The 16,296-nt window shown below is 53.1% G+C and carries 14 protein-coding genes and 1 tRNA gene; 7 read left to right on the top strand and 8 right to left on the bottom strand.

The features are described 5' to 3' along the window. Positions 1–182: 182 nt before the first annotated feature. From dppA to WH298_RS10190, 5 genes are all read right to left on the bottom strand, one after another. Entirely contained in the window at positions 183–1,793 is a 1,611-nt protein-coding gene (dppA, locus tag WH298_RS10210; RefSeq protein WP_007890813.1) for a dipeptide ABC transporter periplasmic-binding protein DppA, read from the bottom strand. A gap of 789 nt (positions 1,794–2,582) precedes the next feature. Further along, positions 2,583–2,659: transfer RNA gene (locus WH298_RS10205), tRNA-Pro, on the bottom strand. Between the two features lie 150 nt (positions 2,660–2,809). Next, positions 2,810–4,501 carry a kdo(2)-lipid A phosphoethanolamine 7''-transferase gene (gene eptB / locus WH298_RS10200; protein WP_049852295.1) on the bottom strand — a complete coding sequence of 564 codons (1,692 nt, stop codon included), beginning with the start codon at positions 4,499–4,501 and terminating at the stop codon, positions 2,810–2,812. Between the two features lie 268 nt (positions 4,502–4,769). Next, positions 4,770–5,198, bottom strand: coding sequence for an organic hydroperoxide resistance protein (locus WH298_RS10195; RefSeq protein ID WP_007890809.1), 429 nt, complete (start codon positions 5,196–5,198; stop codon positions 4,770–4,772). 100 nt (positions 5,199–5,298) lie between these two features. Next, entirely contained in the window at positions 5,299–5,763 is a 465-nt protein-coding gene (locus tag WH298_RS10190; RefSeq protein ID WP_007890808.1) for a MarR family winged helix-turn-helix transcriptional regulator, read from the bottom strand. Between the two features lie 62 nt (positions 5,764–5,825). Between WH298_RS10190 and WH298_RS10185 the strand changes: the two genes are divergently transcribed. Next, positions 5,826–6,419, top strand: a complete 594-nt coding sequence (locus WH298_RS10185; protein ID WP_180822794.1) for an HD domain-containing protein — start codon at positions 5,826–5,828, stop codon at positions 6,417–6,419. A gap of 43 nt (positions 6,420–6,462) precedes the next feature. On the opposite strand, the gene WH298_RS10180 is transcribed toward WH298_RS10185, so the two are convergent. After that, positions 6,463–6,759 (bottom strand): HTH-type transcriptional regulator, encoded by a 297-nt coding sequence (locus WH298_RS10180; RefSeq protein WP_007893362.1) that lies wholly within the window; start codon positions 6,757–6,759, stop codon positions 6,463–6,465. A 495-nt stretch (positions 6,760–7,254) separates the two neighbouring features. On the opposite strand from WH298_RS10180, the gene WH298_RS10175 reads away from it, so the two are divergent. From WH298_RS10175 to WH298_RS10150, 6 genes are all read left to right on the top strand, one after another. Next, on the top strand, positions 7,255–8,853 hold the full coding sequence (locus tag WH298_RS10175; RefSeq protein WP_180822793.1) for a gamma-glutamyltransferase family protein: 1,599 nt from the start codon (positions 7,255–7,257) through the stop codon (positions 8,851–8,853). Positions 8,854–8,992: 139 nt separating this feature from the next. Continuing rightward, complete coding sequence (locus WH298_RS10170; RefSeq protein ID WP_007893367.1) at positions 8,993–9,706, top strand: DUF3053 domain-containing protein; 714 nt, start codon at positions 8,993–8,995, stop codon at positions 9,704–9,706. Positions 9,707–10,190: 484 nt separating this feature from the next. Further along, positions 10,191–12,125 (top strand): PTS mannitol transporter subunit IICBA, encoded by a 1,935-nt coding sequence (locus WH298_RS10165; protein WP_180822792.1) that lies wholly within the window; start codon positions 10,191–10,193, stop codon positions 12,123–12,125. Positions 12,126–12,218: 93 nt separating this feature from the next. Next, positions 12,219–13,367 carry a mannitol-1-phosphate 5-dehydrogenase gene (gene mtlD, locus WH298_RS10160; RefSeq protein WP_180822791.1) on the top strand — a complete coding sequence of 383 codons (1,149 nt, stop codon included), beginning with the start codon at positions 12,219–12,221 and terminating at the stop codon, positions 13,365–13,367. 60 nt (positions 13,368–13,427) lie between these two features. Continuing rightward, positions 13,428–13,973, top strand: a complete 546-nt coding sequence (mtlR, locus tag WH298_RS10155) for a mannitol operon repressor MtlR (protein WP_180822790.1) — start codon at positions 13,428–13,430, stop codon at positions 13,971–13,973. Between the two features lie 138 nt (positions 13,974–14,111). Then, positions 14,112–14,474, top strand: a complete 363-nt coding sequence (locus WH298_RS10150) for a YibL family ribosome-associated protein (RefSeq protein ID WP_007893377.1) — start codon at positions 14,112–14,114, stop codon at positions 14,472–14,474. Positions 14,475–14,481: 7 nt separating this feature from the next. Here the strand turns inward: WH298_RS10150 and WH298_RS10145 are convergent, their stop codons facing one another. Both WH298_RS10145 and sodA read right to left on the bottom strand, forming a co-directional pair. Next, positions 14,482–15,444 carry a VirK/YbjX family protein gene (locus tag WH298_RS10145; protein WP_180822789.1) on the bottom strand — a complete coding sequence of 321 codons (963 nt, stop codon included), beginning with the start codon at positions 15,442–15,444 and terminating at the stop codon, positions 14,482–14,484. A gap of 189 nt (positions 15,445–15,633) precedes the next feature. Then, a complete protein-coding gene (gene sodA, locus WH298_RS10140; RefSeq protein ID WP_007893384.1) occupies positions 15,634–16,251 on the bottom strand; it encodes a superoxide dismutase [Mn] in 618 nt (205 codons plus the stop codon). Between the last annotated feature and the right edge of the window lie 45 nt (positions 16,252–16,296).

The following is a 16,296-nucleotide window of genomic DNA, read 5'->3' as shown; positions in this document are numbered from 1 at the left end:
CATTTCCCATAGCGTTAACGCCGGGGACAACATTGCTCAACACTCGCAGCCAGCCATAGGCGGACGCGACGCAAGAAGCGCTTCATTAGTAGAATTAGCCGGAAAAAAAGAGCGGAATACGGGCGGCGAAGGTGCCGCCCGAGGGCCAGCAATGCTGGCCCTAACCGCGATAATCCGAAAGGTTATTCCTGGATATCGACGTTTTCGAAGTGATGTTTACCTAATGGATCAACCACATAACCAGATACTTTCTTGCTCACTGGCTCATATACGGTTGAGTGGGCGATGATCAGCGCCGGAGCCTGGTCATGCATCACTACCTGAGCCTGTTTGTACAGTTCAATACGTTTGTTGTGATCGGCTTCAGCACGTGCTGGCTGAATCAGATCTTCAAACGGCTTGTAGCACCAACGTGAGTAGTTCGAACCGTCTTTCGCTGCTGCACAGCTGAACAGCGTAGCGAAGAAGTTATCCGGATCCCCATTATCACCGGTCCAGCCCATCATGACGGTCTGGTGTTCCCCGGCTTTCGCGCGTTTCAGGTACTCGCCCCATTCGAAGGTAACGATTTTGGCTTTCACGCCAATTTTCGCCCAGTCAGCCTGAACCATTTCTGCCATACGGCGTGCGTTCGGGTTGTATGGACGTTGTACCGGCATGGCCCACAGGTCGATTGAGAAGCCATCTGGCATGCCCGCTTCTTTCAGCAGCGCTTTAGCTTTCTCAGGATCGTAGGCGTAATCTTTGATGTCGTCGTTGTAGCCCCACATGGTTGGTGGGATCAGGTTTTTCGCGGCCTGGCCAGCGCCCTGATAAACGGCATCAATAATGGCTTGTTTGTTCACCGCCATGGTCAGTGCCTGACGCACTTTCACGTTATCCAGCGGTTTTTTCTCGGTGTTGAACGACAGGTAACCGACGTTCAGACCAGGCTGCTCCATCAGATTAATTTTGTCGTCTTTCTTCATGCTGGCGATGTCGGCCGGATTCGGGTACGGCATAACCTGGCACTCACCCTTCTGCAGTTTGGCGTAACGGACAGAAGCATCTGGCGTGATGGAGAACACTAAGCGATCAATCTTCGGCTTGGTGCCCCAGAAGTCTGGGTTAGCTTTATACAGAATGCGCGAATCTTTCTGATATTGCTGCAGCACGAATGGACCGGTGCCCACTGGATTGAGGTCCAGCTTCTCTGGCGTGCCCGCTTTCAGCATGTTGTCGGCGTACTCTTTTGACAGAATTGAAGCGAAGTCCATACCGAGGTCAGCGATGAACGGCGCTTCTGGACGGGTCAGGGTGAAGCGTACGGTGTAATCGTCAACTTTTTCGATTTTGGCGATCAGCTTAGGCATGTCCATGCCTTCGAAGTATTCGTAGCTGCCGCCAGAAACACCGTGATATTTGTTGTTTTTGTCGAGCTGACGCTCGAAGGAGAACACGACGTCATCGGCATTGAAGGTGCGGGTTGGCTTGAAGTCTTTGGTCGATTGCCACTTCACGCCCTGGCGCAGATGGAAGGTATAGGTTTTACCGTCCGCGCTGACATCCCATTTTTCTGCCAGACCTGGCTGCAGCTCGGTGGTACCGGTTTTGAACTCAACCAGACGGTTGTAGATCGGTACGGAGCTAGCATCGTAGGTGGTGCCCGATGTGAAGAGCTGCGGGTTGAAGCCTTCAGGCGAACCTTCTGAACAATAAACGAGGGTTTTCGCCTGGACACCAGCGGCAACGGTCATAGCAATCAGGCTGAGACCGACCTTCAGCATCCTGGATTTAGCCAGGGAGTTGATCATGTTTTGCTCCATTGTGATGTGATGTTGTGTGCGTCGCCCGACCTCTGATTTTTTTATGCGGTTCGGGCAGGTCAATTAAGCGTAAGCAAAATGTGAGCGGTTATTTTTGCCGGGGACATTGTCAGGCAGGTCCGTCTCTACATTTTATTGACGCATCAATTTGTCAACAGTTGCAATAAACGTCAATACAGTGTGGGGTTATTTACACAGAGTGTGAGTAAGTGCAAGCAACGATAAAAAACACCCTTATTGCGCTGAGCCAAAATTTAAAAAGGTGATAAAGCACTCAATGCCGCGTGATTATCTGGCTATGTAGCCAAATGACAGTGATTATCACCGCTAAAAAACATACAAAAGTTATTGGTAAATGTTGAATATCTGAACGATTCTTCGTGCGTTATGACGTTCAGGCAGCGGAATGTGCTAGTAAAATGGCATAAGAAATCAGCATGATGCATAAACCGGTCATAAGAAGAATGTGTCACGAATTAAGCGGGCGGGTTCGATTTGGCGTGGGGTGCAGAGATGAAAGTGGACATAATGGTGATTATTTCGGGTTTAACTGGCGGAACGGGCGTATTTACGGGTTTTGCTGTTTGCTCGTTGCGGTGCTCAGGAAAGGCGGCTCGAACGCAAAGACGGCGTGAATACGTCCCTGTAGCCTCGGCCGCCTTCCCATCGCCTGCACGTGTGGTTGCGCTTTTAAACAGAGCGCAGCGGTCCAATGTGGTGATCCGCCAAATTACAGACGAAAAAAAACCTGCTTATAAAAGCAGGTTTCTTCAAAGATGGTCGGCGAGAGAGGATTCGAACCTCCGACCCACTGGTCCCAAACCAGTTGCGCTACCAAGCTGCGCTACTCGCCGATGGGGGCGCATATTACTGCGCCGCTAAAAAAGCGTCAATCCCTTTTGCTGAAAACCCATCTGATCGCCTGGAAAGCAAGCAGCACCTTAAAAGCCCTGCCGCTCAATGGGTTCGGCGTAGCGGTCGCCATTAATGGAGACCGCAGGATATTACAGCGTTTTAGCTGGAGTGCCCGCAGGTGCCTGGCACCAGTTATTGGCAGCTTTGATCCCGCCATCTGGCGAGGTATAACCCAGGCAGCCCAAAATGGTGTCGAACAACTCAACATGACGATGCGTTTTGCCGACGCGCTGTTGCGCTTGTAAGCGCTCAAAGTTGCTACGGTTGGTAGGATCGTCCAGATACTTATCGGAAGCCCACACCATCATTGGCACGCGGAATTGCTCCGGTGGCGCCATCTCACGTGGCGTACCGTGCAGATGCATATTCTCACTGATCGATTCACCATGGTCGGCGGCATAGAACACTATCGCCTTCTTATCACGCAGCTGATCGAGCACGCTATCCAGCATGGTATCAACGTATAAAACCGAGTTGTCATAAGCATTGATCAATTGCGCTTTGCTGCAGGTTTCATCAACTCCCATACACTCCGGCTTGTAGCGAGCGAAGTCGCGCGGGTAGCGCTGCGAATAGAGATAATGCGACCCTTTGGTGTGCAGGATGACCACGTGCTTACCTTTAGGGAAACGCTGCAATGATGCCTGCAGTTCCGGCACTAACAGCATGTCATCTACCGCTTTGCCCTGATTGCGCTTCTCTGAGCCAATCTGCTCGCGGAATGAGAAGTTGTTAGTGTTGGCGTTATCGTAGAACCACACTTCGCTCTGCATGGCGAACAGTTCGGAGGTAAAGCCCAGTTCTTTCAGCACGGCGAAAATATTCTGCTCTTTCAGCGTACGTCCTGGATTGTCCATGGTGCCGCCTTCGCGCACGAACATACAGCGCAGCGACAGCTTGGTGGCGGTATCACAAGACTCGCCGCGGAAGGCGACCAGATTTTTCTCTTTTGACAGCTTCGGCGTGGTATCGCGATCGTAGCCCAGCATCCCCATGTGATCCCAGCGCGTGGTTTCGCCAATCACAAACACCATATAGGTATCGTCGATGCCCGGCGGTGCGACGTAGGTAAACTGCTTCGCCGGATCAAGCAACTCTTTGCCATCCCACTCTTCATCCATTTTGGTCCAGGCAAACAGTCCCAGCGCGGCGATCCAGTTTGATGGCAGATACGAGTGTGCGACCACACCACCATAACTCGGTAAATCGATATTGGTGATCTCTTCGTTAACCTTCTGCAACTTGTCAAAATAGCGAATGGGCAGCCATACCAACGCCACGCTCAGCAACAAAATCACCGTCGGTTTAAGACGCTGACCCGGCGTTTTCAGCTGTTCGAACAGTGTCAGACTCAGGTTATTGCGCCAAATCAGCAGCAGCGGAAGTGCGCTCACCAGCACCATCCACAGCACGAAGCGCAGGCCAATCACTTCTTTCGAGAGATCAACATCGGTGGTCATCACTGACGCGATAATGCCGTAGCCAATCACCACGTTGAAGAACGCCATGTAATAGGCTGCTGCCACCGAAATGATCACGATGAGGCTGGCAAGAATGCGATAAGCCCATTTGCCACCCAGTGATAGCAAGCGCATCAGGAAGAAGGTCAGCAACACGGCGGCCATCACTTCTGCCGCTGCAGAGAGCCAATTAGAGAGGTTTGATTTCGTTAAAAAACCGTCAAAACGGCGATAAAATATCGGTAAATTCAGCAAGATACCGAGATATAAAGCAAGCAGCAAGGACAGCTTTTGCTGCGTTAAACTTTTAATATAATTCATGAAAATATCTATTCCCGACCTGGTGTCGTTGTATCAACCGTAATGTGACTATTTAAAGACAGCAGAGTTCGCTAAACCGCAGAAAAAGCGTGACGCAACGTACAGGATCGGGACGATTCCGACTGGCGATATGGCGATGGCGCGAAGCCGAGCAGTAGAACATTTAACCAATGGTAAGACCAGAGAAATTTGCTTATCGAACCGGGAACGCCGATCTTCAGATATAAAAAAGGCTCCCGCAGGAGCCTTGCATTCTCATCACTCGCAATTAGTTGATGATATTCAGCGTGACATCGATGTTGCCGCGCGTCGCGTTTGAGTATGGGCAAACGATATGAGCAGCATCAACCAGCTTTTGCGCTTCAGCAGCGTCCATGGCTGGCAGGTGGATATTCAGCTTGGCTTCGATACCAAAACCGTTCGGGATTGGACCAATACCGACTTCGCCTTCAATCCACGCATCTTTTGGCATCGCAATTTTGTCACGGCCCGCCACAAACTTCATTGCGCCGAGGAAACAGGCTGAGTAACCCGCCGCAAACAGCTGCTCTGGGTTGGTGACTTCGCCGCCAGCGCCGCCCATCTCTTTTGGCACGCCCAGTTTCACATCCAGCACGTTGTCAGAAGAAGTCGCACGACCATCACGACCGCCGGTAGCTTTAGCTTTTGCAGTGTAAACAACTTGTTCTAAAGACATAATAACCTCATTTATTCGCTATATAATCGCGCACTACTTATTATGCGCAAACCTGAACTTCATTAAGGGATGTCGAGACAGCGACTTCCCGTTGGTGTAATTAGTTGGCGTGATACAAGCTGTCGCGCAATTCGTCCAGCTGCCCTTTCAGCTGCGCCATCGCCTGATCATCACAGGCGGTTGCGCACTGAATGGCTTCTGGAATGGTTTCCGCTTTATCACGCAAGGCGCGACCTTCATCAGTCAGCGTCACCACCACCTGGCGCTCATCCTGCCGTGAACGCTGACGGCGCAGTAAACCGGCGCTCTCCAGACGTTTCAGCAGCGGCGTTAGCGTCGCCGAATCAAGAAACAGCTGCTCGCCAATCTCCGAGACCGTCACATCGTCCTGATTCCACAACACCAGCATCACCAGATATTGCGGATAGGTAATCTCCAGCTTTGACAGCAGCTGGCGATAGACTTTGTGCATCGCGAGGTTCGCCGAATACAGTGCGAAACAGAGCTGCTGATCTAACTGCAGTGGCGCCTGCTTCACTTTTTTGTCATCTTGATTACTGTTCATGAGTTTCAATATAAATAGCGCGCTAGATAATTGCAAGCGACTTTTCTCTGGGAGAGTGAAATATGCGAGATTCACTGGAAGAGCAAGCGCGCCGTTATGCCACTGAGGCGCACGCCGCTGCCGGTCAGCGCCGTAAATACACTGACGAGCCCTATATCGTGCATCCGGCAGCCGTGGCCGAACTGGTGCGCAGCGTCACCGATGATGAACAGATGATTGCCGCCGCCTGGCTGCATGACACGGTAGAAGATACCCCCAGCACAATAGACGATATTGAGCGTCATTTCGGCCCGCGCGTGGCGGAGTTGGTTGATATGCTCACCGACAGCGCGCAGCCTGCAGCCAAAAATCGTGCAGCGCGTAAGCTGGCGCACTTTCGTCATACCGCGGATGCCTCGCCCGAAGCGCAAACCATCAAACTGGCCGACATCATCGATAACACCCGCGCCATCGTGCAGTACGATGCCGACTTTGCGCGCGTCTACCTTGTGGAAAAACAGGTTCAGATACAGCTATTACGCGACGGCGATAGTCATTTATGGCAGCAGGCGGATCAAACCATTAAACAAGGGCTTGCGCAGTTAGCGCAGCCACCACACAGCGTGCCGGAGAGTTGGTTCGTGAAACAGGCGGCGAAGTATGGCGGCATAAATTAAAAAACCCGCCATAGAGGCGGGTTGGCGATCTCCCAATTAGGGATCACTCCAGCAGTTGACGCCCTAAATAGGGGTTGGCCTGCAACAGCTTCATCAGTTTGCGCGCCGTAGCGGAAGGACGTGTACGTTGCGCCTCCCAACTTTTAACTGACGAGACGCTCACCCCCATCACGCGGGCGAATTCATCCACCTGCATGCCGGTCATCTCGCGTAAACGCTGCGGCTCGGGAACTGAAGCCTGATTGAGTGTAATTTCTGATACGGAAGGCTGAGCATCACGTGTCAAAACAATCTGCTCAAGGCTGCTGAGCAACTCGACCATTGGATCTTTAAATTCCATAGAGAACTCCTTAAAAACTCACTATGAAGCACGTGAAAGTAGAGAGGTAAGCGCCACCAGGCGCTGAAACCGGACGATCAGGCTGTATCCCGAAGCGGTTTAGCATAGTTATTATCAAACCGATGCGGGACACAGCCTGTTGTGCACTGCAAAAGATGTCCGCGCAATGCAACAATAGTTCGGGTTTCTAAGTATGGGTCAGATCCCCGACTTTGCTGCCTGATTCCTGATTATTTTTTATTCTTACTTATGCCATAAAAAGATCGATTACCCTAAGCGATTGACCCACCTGCACTTGCTGCCCAGCCTGACGTAAAAGACGATGAATCACTCTGTCGACGCGTCTGGGTTGACTATTCTCTATTCAAAAAAAGTGCCAATTCGTTATCAGTATGAAATATCTGGCTTAATATTAAATTCTTGCCCTCATTAGCGCGGATACTGCCCAATGCAGCAGCACTCACGCACCAGCATGACGCAAAGAGAGAAACAGTAATGAGCGATTTGGATTTCACGATCAGCTATGCCTCGCACCGCGTCCCGATGATGGGACGCAATGCCATTGCCACTTCACAGCCGCTGGCAGCGCAAGCGGGAATGCGCATGTTGCAACAAGGTGGCAATGCAGTAGATGCCGCGATTGCCAGCGCAATGGCGCTCACGGTACTGGAGCCGACGGGCAATGGGCTGGGCAGTGATGCCTTCGCCATTGTCTGGGATGGCAAGCAGCTGCACGGATTGAATGCTTCAGGACGTTCGCCTGCCGCATGGAGTCTGGATCGCTTTGCCGGGCACAGTGCGATGCCGGAAATCGGCTGGGAAGCGGTCACCGTGCCGGGCGCGGTATCAGCGTGGGTGACGCTGGCCGAGCGCTTTGCCACCCTGCCGCTCACCACGCTGGCACAACCGGCGATTGAGTATGCACGTGATGGTTTCCCGGTTTCACCGCTGATTGGTCATCTATGGCAGCGCGGCTATAACAAGCTGAAACAGCAACCGGGGTTCGTCGAGTGCTTTGCGCCCAATGGCCGACCGCCGCGTGCCGGTGAGCTGTTCCGCAACCCGGCGCAGGCCGCTACCTTGCAAAAAATCGCCGAAACGCGCGGCGAAGCCTTCTATCGTGGTGAGCTTGCCGAAAAGATGGTGGCGTTTGCCGAACAGCATGGCGCCGCGCTCAGTATGGCGGATCTCAACAACCATCGCGCTGATTGGGTTGATCTGCTGTCGTGCCCGTTTGCGGGCGGATCGGTGCAGGAGCTACCGCCGAACGGCCAGGGTATCGCCACCTTGATTGCGCTGGGGATTCTGGAGCGGTGGGACATTGGTCGCTACACGCCAGATTCGGTGCCGTGGCTGCATCTTTCGATTGAAGCGATGAAGCTAGCGCTGGTCGATCTGGATCGCTACGTCAGCGATTACGATCACCTCGAATTCTCAGCTGAGCTGTTGTTGAGCGATAGTTATCTTAACCAACGTGCACAGTTAATCGATGCCGATAAAGCCGGCGATTTTACCTTTGGCGCACCGCAGCAAAGTGGCACGGTATATCTCTCCACCGCCGATGCCAGCGGCATGATGGTTTCCTTTATACAGTCCAATTTTATGGGCTTCGGTTCTGGCGTCGTGGTGCCCGAAACGGGTATCAGCCTGCAAAACCGCGGCTGCGGATTCTCACTCGACCCGCAACACCCCAACGTGGTGGCGGGCGGCAAACGGCCCTTTCACACTATTATCCCGGCATTTGCCCTCGACGGCGTCGGCCAGCCGCTGATGTCGTTTGGCGTGATGGGCGGCCCGATGCAGGCACAAGGTCATTTGCAGCTGGCGCTGCGCATCATGCAGCACAAACAAAACCCGCAGGCAGCGATCGATGCGCCGCGCTGGCGCGTTGAACAAGGCCGTGCGGTGGTGGTTGAGCCGGGCATCGATCGGAATGTGCTGGCGAAACTGCGCGAGATGGGGCATCAGATTACGCTTGAGGATCCGCTGCTCGGCTATAACTTCGGCGGTGCGCAGGCGATTGTGCGCGATCCGCAGGGTTTCTACATCGCCGCAACCGAAAGCCGCAAAGATGGGCAGGCGCTGGTGTTTTAATTTGCCCGGTGCGCCCGTTGTACACGCCAGACCATTGCACTATTCTTTAGGACCATTTTCGCAAAAATTTTTATCCCGAATATTTCGAGCAGTGGCCTGGAATAGGCTGGGAGAGAGCCATTATCACAGGAGTTGAATTATGGCGTCAGGATTATCCCGCATCTGGATGCGTACCGGCATGCTGATGGTCAGCGCATTGGTCGTGATGCAACTTACGGCCTGTGGCGACAAAGAAGGCGATCAGCGTAAAGCGTTCACCGATTTTCTTCAGAACACCGTGATGCGTAGCGGCGAACATCTGCCTAGCCTGAGTGAAAACCAGAAGCAGACATTCGGCAACTATGCCAGCGACTACGCCATTCTTTACGGCTTCTCGCAGCAGACTAATCAGGCGATTGAGCAAGGCATGCGTCCTGTGGTTGATGAGCTGGCGGCGATTCGTGTCCCGCAGGATTATCTGACCCGCCGCGACAGCTTGCGTCAGGCCAGCGGCAATCTGAGTGTGCTGACGCAGCAAATCCAGAGCGCCAAAATGCAAGCGGATAGCAGCAAAGCCACCCTGAAGCAGCCGGACGATCTGAAGAAAGTCTACGATGCTGCCTTTACCAAAGTGGTCACGCAGCCAGCCAGTACGCTGATTCCGTTGCTGCCGCAACTGCAGGCGTTGAGCCAGGCCGCGGTACAAACCGGTGATTATCTGCAATCACAAGGCGCACGCGTGAGCTTTAATGACAACGGCGTGCAGTTCCCCACTCAGGAGCAGGCAACACAGTACAATACGCTGATGAGCAATCTTTCCAGTAACGCGCAGGCGCTGACACAAGCGCAAAATGCGGTGCAAGGCGGCTTGTAATACAACGGTGTCATTTGCTAGTGGTCGCCATCAAGGCGACCCTACTATACCGCCCTTCTTAGCGTCCTCTTCCGTTCATCCTCTTTTCAGAATTTCGTCACTTACTTACAGCTGGGCTTTCTGCTGCAGCATTGTGTGATCTGGCGCATTTTTGACCATAAATAGTTTGTGATCTTCATCACACTTACACAACAAAGCGCTCACCCTAAAAGGTGATTTGAGTCACATTCAACCGCTTGTTTTGTCTAAAATTTCATCAGCGTTGTTTTCTTACAACCCTTTTTTGTGATCAGAGTCACCTTATTGCCCCCCTAACCCCCCAAATAAGCGTGATCTGCATCACACTTAGTGGGTGCTCTACGCAGCGTAATAAACTAGTGCTAGAGTCCGCGTGCATACAGTAATGCCACGGCCCCCGCCGTAACGTTCAAACAAAAACAAACGCGCTCTCTTATTGCAGCGCGTCTCAATAAGGGGTGGGTTTATGTCCTCATCAGTAAAGGTCAAGGTTCAGAGCTTTGGTCGCTTTCTGAGTAATATGGTGATGCCTAACATCGGTGCGTTTATCGCCTGGGGTATCATCACTGCGCTGTTCATCCCAACCGGATGGATTCCAAACGAAACGCTGGCGAAACTCGTCGGCCCAATGATCACTTACCTGCTGCCACTGCTGATTGGTTTCACCGGTGGACGTCTGGTAGGCGGCGATCGCGGTGGCGTGGTGGGTGCAATCACCACCATGGGCGTGATCGTCGGTGCCGATATGCCGATGTTCCTCGGCTCAATGATTGCCGGTCCGCTGGGCGGCTGGGCGATCAAATCCTTTGACCGCGTGGTAGACGGCAAGATCAAAAGCGGCTTCGAGATGCTGGTCAACAACTTCTCGGCCGGTATCATCGGTATGCTGTTGGCGCTGCTGGCGTTCCTGGCGATCGGTCCACTGGTTGAAGGTTTATCACACATTCTCGCCGCTGGCGTGAATCTGATGGTGCAGAACAACCTGCTGCCGCTGACCTCCATCTTTGTTGAACCGGCGAAAATCCTGTTCCTCAATAACGCCATCAACCACGGTATCTTCTCACCGCTGGGCATTCAGCAGGCGAGCGAAGCTGGCAAGTCAATCTTCTTCCTGATTGAAGCTAACCCAGGTCCGGGTATGGGCGTGCTGGTTGCCTATATGATTTTTGGTCGCGGTAGCGCCAAACAATCTGCAGGCGGTGCAGCGATCATCCACTTCCTTGGTGGTATTCACGAAATTTACTTCCCATATGTGCTGATGGCGCCGCGTCTGCTGCTGGCGGTCATTCTTGGTGGTATGACTGGCGTGTTCACCCTGACGCTGCTGAACGGCGGTCTGGTTTCGCCTGCTTCTCCAGGTTCCATCCTGGCAGTGCTGGCGATGACACCAAAAGGTGCCTACTTCGCTAACATCGCGGCAATCATCGCGGCATTTGCGGTCTCCTTCGTGGTCTCTTCAATTCTGCTGAAAACCAGCAAAGTAAAAGATGATGACGATATCGAAGCCGCAACCCAGCGCATGAAAGATATGAAAGCGCAGTCAAAAGGTCAGGCCGTTGCCGGTTCACCGGTGGCTGGCGATGCAATGAGCGTTGATCTGAACCACGTGCGTAAAATCATCGTTGCCTGTGACGCCGGTATGGGTTCAAGCGCGATGGGTGCTGGCGTGCTGCGTAAGAAAGTGCAGGACGCAGGTCTGAGCAATATCTCCGTCACCAACAGTGCGATTAACTCGCTGCCGGGCGATGTCGATTTGGTGATTACCCACCGCGATCTGACGGAACGTGCGATGCGCCAGGCACCGCAGGCACAGCATATTTCGCTGAACAACTTTCTCGATAGCGCGCTGTACAGCAACCTGACGGAACGCCTGGTTGCCGCCAATCGCAGTGAAGCACATCGTGAAACTGTGCAGACCACGCTGGCGGACAGCTACGACGAAGGCAACGCGCACCTGTTCAAACTGGGCGCAGATAACGTGTTCCTCGGCCTGAGCGCCACGCACAAAGAGCAGGCGATTCGCTTTGCCGGTGAGCAGTTGGTGAAAGGCGGCTACGTCCAGCCGGAATATGTTGAAGCGATGCTGGAACGCGAGAAGCTGACCCCAACTTACCTGGGTGAATCGATCGCTGTGCCGCACGGTACCGTGGAAGCGAAAGACCGCGTGCTGAAAACCGGCGTGGTGTTCTGTCAGTATCCGGCAGGCGTGCAGTTTGGTGATGAGCCAGAAGATGTAGCGCGTCTGGTGATCGGTATCGCCGCTCGTAACAATGAGCACATTCAGGTGATTACCAGCCTGACCAACGCACTGGACGATGACAGCGTGATTGAGAAGTTGGCAAACACCACCAGCGTGCAGGACGTGTTGGATCTGCTTTCCGGCAGTACCGTCAAAGCGTAATACAGGTTTTACCTTCCCTGGGGCGGGTAAGCCCGTCCCACACTTCCGGGGCGGACTTGCCCGCCCTTTCGTCATTTGATATGGGTCAAATTTATGAAAGCGTTACATTTTGGAGCAGGTAACATCGGTCGCGGTTTTATCGGTAAGTTACTGGCGGATGCCGGCATCGAGCTGGTGTTTGCTGACGTCAATCAGGTGGTACTTGATGCCCTTAACGCCCGTCATGAGTATCCGGTTCATGTAGTTGGCGAGCAGGCGAAAGTTGAAATCGTAACAGGCGTAAGCGCCGTTAACAGCACCAGCGATGACATCGTTACGCTGATCGCTGAGGTGGATATCGTGACTACCGCGGTAGGCCCGCAGATTCTGGAGCGCATCGCGGGTGGCGTGGCTAAAGGCCTGGCCAAACGCAGCGACAGCGGTAATGTCCGTCCACTGAATATCATCGCCTGTGAAAATATGGTGCGCGGCACCAGCCAACTGAAGCAGCATGTACTTAACGCGCTGCCTGAGCAATATCACGCGTGGGTTGAAGCACACGTTGGTTTCGTCGATTCTGCGGTAGACCGCATCGTACCGCCATCAGAAGCCGGCACTACCGATCCGCTGGAAGTCACCGTTGAAACGTTCAGCGAGTGGATTGTCGATAAAACCCAGTTCAAAGGCGAATTGCCGAATATCCCAGGTATGGAGCTGACCGACAACCTGATGGCATTTGTTGAGCGCAAGCTGTTTACCCTCAACACCGGCCACGCGATCACCGCTTATCTCGGCCAACTCGCCGGTCACGCGACCATTCGTGACGCGATTCTGGATGAGAAAGTCCGTGCTGTCGTGCAAGGCGCCATGCAGGAGAGCGGCGCGGTGCTGATCAAGCGCTATGGTTTTGAAGCCGATAAACATGCGGCTTATATCCAGAAGATCCTTAGCCGTTTCGAAAACCCATACCTGAAAGATGATGTCGAGCGCGTTGGCCGTCAGCCGCTGCGTAAGCTGAGTGCGGGCGATCGCCTGATCAAACCTACGCTGGGCACGCTGGAATATCAGCTGCCTCACGACAATCTGGTACAGGGCATTGCCGCCGCGATGCACTATCGCAGCGAAGCCGATCCGCAAGCGCAGGAGCTGGTTGCTTTACTGGCAGAAAAAGGTCCGCAGGCGACACTGGCCGAGATTTCCGGTCTGGATGCCGATAGCGAAGTGGTCACCTCAGTGGTGAGCGCTTACAACGCTATGGCATAATGCGCGCCCTTTAGTGGTTAACTCGGGCACGCTTTTGTGCCCGTTGGCGGTAGCTGAACGATGCAGGCAATAATGGAAGAGAAGCAGGCTTTTGAAAACCGGGTGCTTGAGCGCCTGAACGCCGGTCGTTCGGTGAGAAGCTTCCTGATCGCCGCCGTTGAATTGCTGACCGAAGCGGTTAACCTGCTGGTGCTGCAAGTGTTTCGCAAGGACGATTACGCGGTCAAATACGCGGTCGAACCGCTGCTGCTTGGTGATGGCCCGCTGGGCGAACTCTCCGTACGCCTCAAGCTGATTTACGGCCTTGGCGTCATTAATCGGCACGAGTATGAAGATTGTGAACTGCTACTGGCGCTACGCGAGGAGCTGAATCATGACGTCAGCGACTATCGTTTTACCGACGATGAAATTCTCGGGCCTTTTGGCGAACTGCACTGTGTGGTTGCCTGGCCGCCGCAGCCAGATTTCAACCGCGATGACGAACAACTCAGATCAATGCAGCAGCAGCGTTATCTGCAGATGGTGCGCTCAACCATGGTGCTGTCACTCACCGAACTGATTTCCCGCATTGCGCACAAGCAGGTGTTTAAAAAACCGGCGGTATAGTTTCTCCGTCCTGGTAGCCAGGTGCGCATCAATGCGCACCCTACGATTGCCAAAGCGGGTTTTGTTGGACGCGCTACGCTGCAAAACGGCGTAGATTTGTGTATCCTTTGCCTGTTTTCCTTAACGAGTTTTCCCCCAATGAAAGAACAAGAAAAAGCCGAGATCAAACTTCTCAGCGATCAGCTAGATGCACTCAACCGCAAAGAAGCGCCGTTATTAGCGTCTGGCGATGCCGAAAAGCTCGGTGAACTGCTGCGTGAAAAAGAGAAGCTGGAGCTGGAAATTGAGCGCCTGCGCGGTGTGCGCACCGAAAAGCTGAGCAAAGAAGCGCAACAGTTACAGAAGCTGGGCTTTAGCCGCGAAATTACCAAGAAAGAACAGGCCAACATGGGCGCATTCAAGAAAAGCGTGCGCGGCCTGGTTGTGGTGCACCCAATGACCGCGCTCGGACGTGAGATGGGACTGAAAGTGATGACCGGCTACGCGAAGCAGCCGTTCTGATCCTGGGTTACGCGGCGTGTGAGACGTCGCGTATGATGCCCGCCGCCTGATGAACTTGTTCATTCAGACTGTCCAGCAAGGCATAGCGACGGCGATATTCGGCGCGCTTCTTGCTGGCAATCTCTTCCAAATCTTTACGCTCCGCGCGTAACGGCAACGCAAACAGCTCATCAGCACGCGCCATGCCCCCTAACGACAACCAGAATTCGCTGTAGCTGGCAAAAAACTTGTCACTTTTGCTGTGACGATAGCGCAGGCTGCGGAATACGTGCGTGGTATCGCCAACGGCGGTTATCGCCTCCACGCCACACAGTTGCGCCAGATTAAATACCGCTTCCATTAACAGACGTTTCGGGAATATGCCATGTGCGGCTTTCGTGGCATCGCGAATCACATCGTTGGAAATATGTTTACGCGGCCCCTGCAATCCACCAATTAATAACGTGCGTTTCTGCTGTTCCTGAATAATCGAAAAGGAAAGTGAAGCAATTAACTGCGCTTCATAATGCAATTCCAGAGTAATTTCGCCTTCACGGTCAAAACGGCCTGGACAGCAGTGAATGACAAATGACTCATCATTTTTGCCGCTCAAAATAGCCAGCAGATTATCGCCCGGACTCTGCAATAAGTGGCGCAAAGCCGCACTATCCAGCCGGTCCATCAAGGTGTAGTGATCGATGATCGCCTGCGCGCGCTGTGCCACGCTGAAGCCTGCACGCAGGTAGGGGCGATGCGGTTTTGCTGGCAGTAAACCCTGAATGGTTAACAGCTGCGGCAGCGCAGACAATTGCGCTAACTGCTGCAGATAATTAAAGGTAGTAACCGGAAATATCAGCGACCTTAAGGCAAATTTCGCGCGAAATCTCCCGCTATTCCATAACTTATTTGGTCTGAACTTTCCGCTTATTAATGGCAAAAACAGTGGCGCAGACGAATCATTATTCGTCACAGAAGTCGTGATAGTAGACATGGTTATTTAGGCTATGCGAGACAAATTAGCGCTACTATATGCCCCAAATTATCAACGGAAAGTTAATAGCTTTCGCTGCGTAATCATCATGCCCAAAAATATTCTGGTCGTTTAGCCAGGGTTTATAAAGGCGAAAAAAAACCGGTGAGCAAGTCACCGGTTAGCCAGGTTGTGGACTTTTGCCTGAGCTTACTTAGCAGAAGCGAAACGCGCTGCTGCTTCGTCCCAGTTCACCACGTTCCAGAAAGCTTTGATGTAATCAGGACGTTTGTTCTGATACTTCAGGTAGTAAGCGTGTTCCCAAACGTCCAGACCGATAATCGGGAAGCCTGAAACGCCTGCAACAGCTTCACCCATCAGCGGGCTGTCCTGGTTTGCGGTTGAAACCACAGCCAGTTTGTCGCCTTTTTTCACCAGCCACGCCCAGCCAGAGCCGAAACGAGTGGTGGCAGCTTTCTCAAACTCAGCCTGGAAAGCTTCAACGCTACCGAAATCTTTTTCGATGGCCGCTTTCAGGTCGCCCTGCAGCGAGGTGCCCAGCTTCAGGCCTTTCCAGAAGAAGCTGTGGTTGGCGTGGCCGCCTGCGTTGTTACGCAGTGGACCTTTTTTGTCTGCTGGCAGCTGATCCAGTTTGGTGATCAGCTCTTCTACCGGCAGGTTTGCGAATTCGGTACCTTCCAGCGCGGCGTTAGCGTTGTTAACGTAGGTCTGGTGGTGTTTAGTGTGATGGATTTCCATCGTCTGCTTGTCGAAGTGCGGTTCCAGTGCGTCGTATGCATACGGCAGGGATGGCAGTGAATAACTCATGTTCATCTTCTCCATTTAGTGTTTTGCAGCACCACCTCACTGGGT

Origin of the sequence: Pantoea nemavictus, assembly GCF_037479095.1 — a bacterium.
GTDB classification, from domain to species: Bacteria; Pseudomonadota; Gammaproteobacteria; order Enterobacterales; family Enterobacteriaceae; genus Pantoea; species Pantoea nemavictus.
This window is presented reverse-complemented; position numbering and strand designations above follow the sequence as displayed.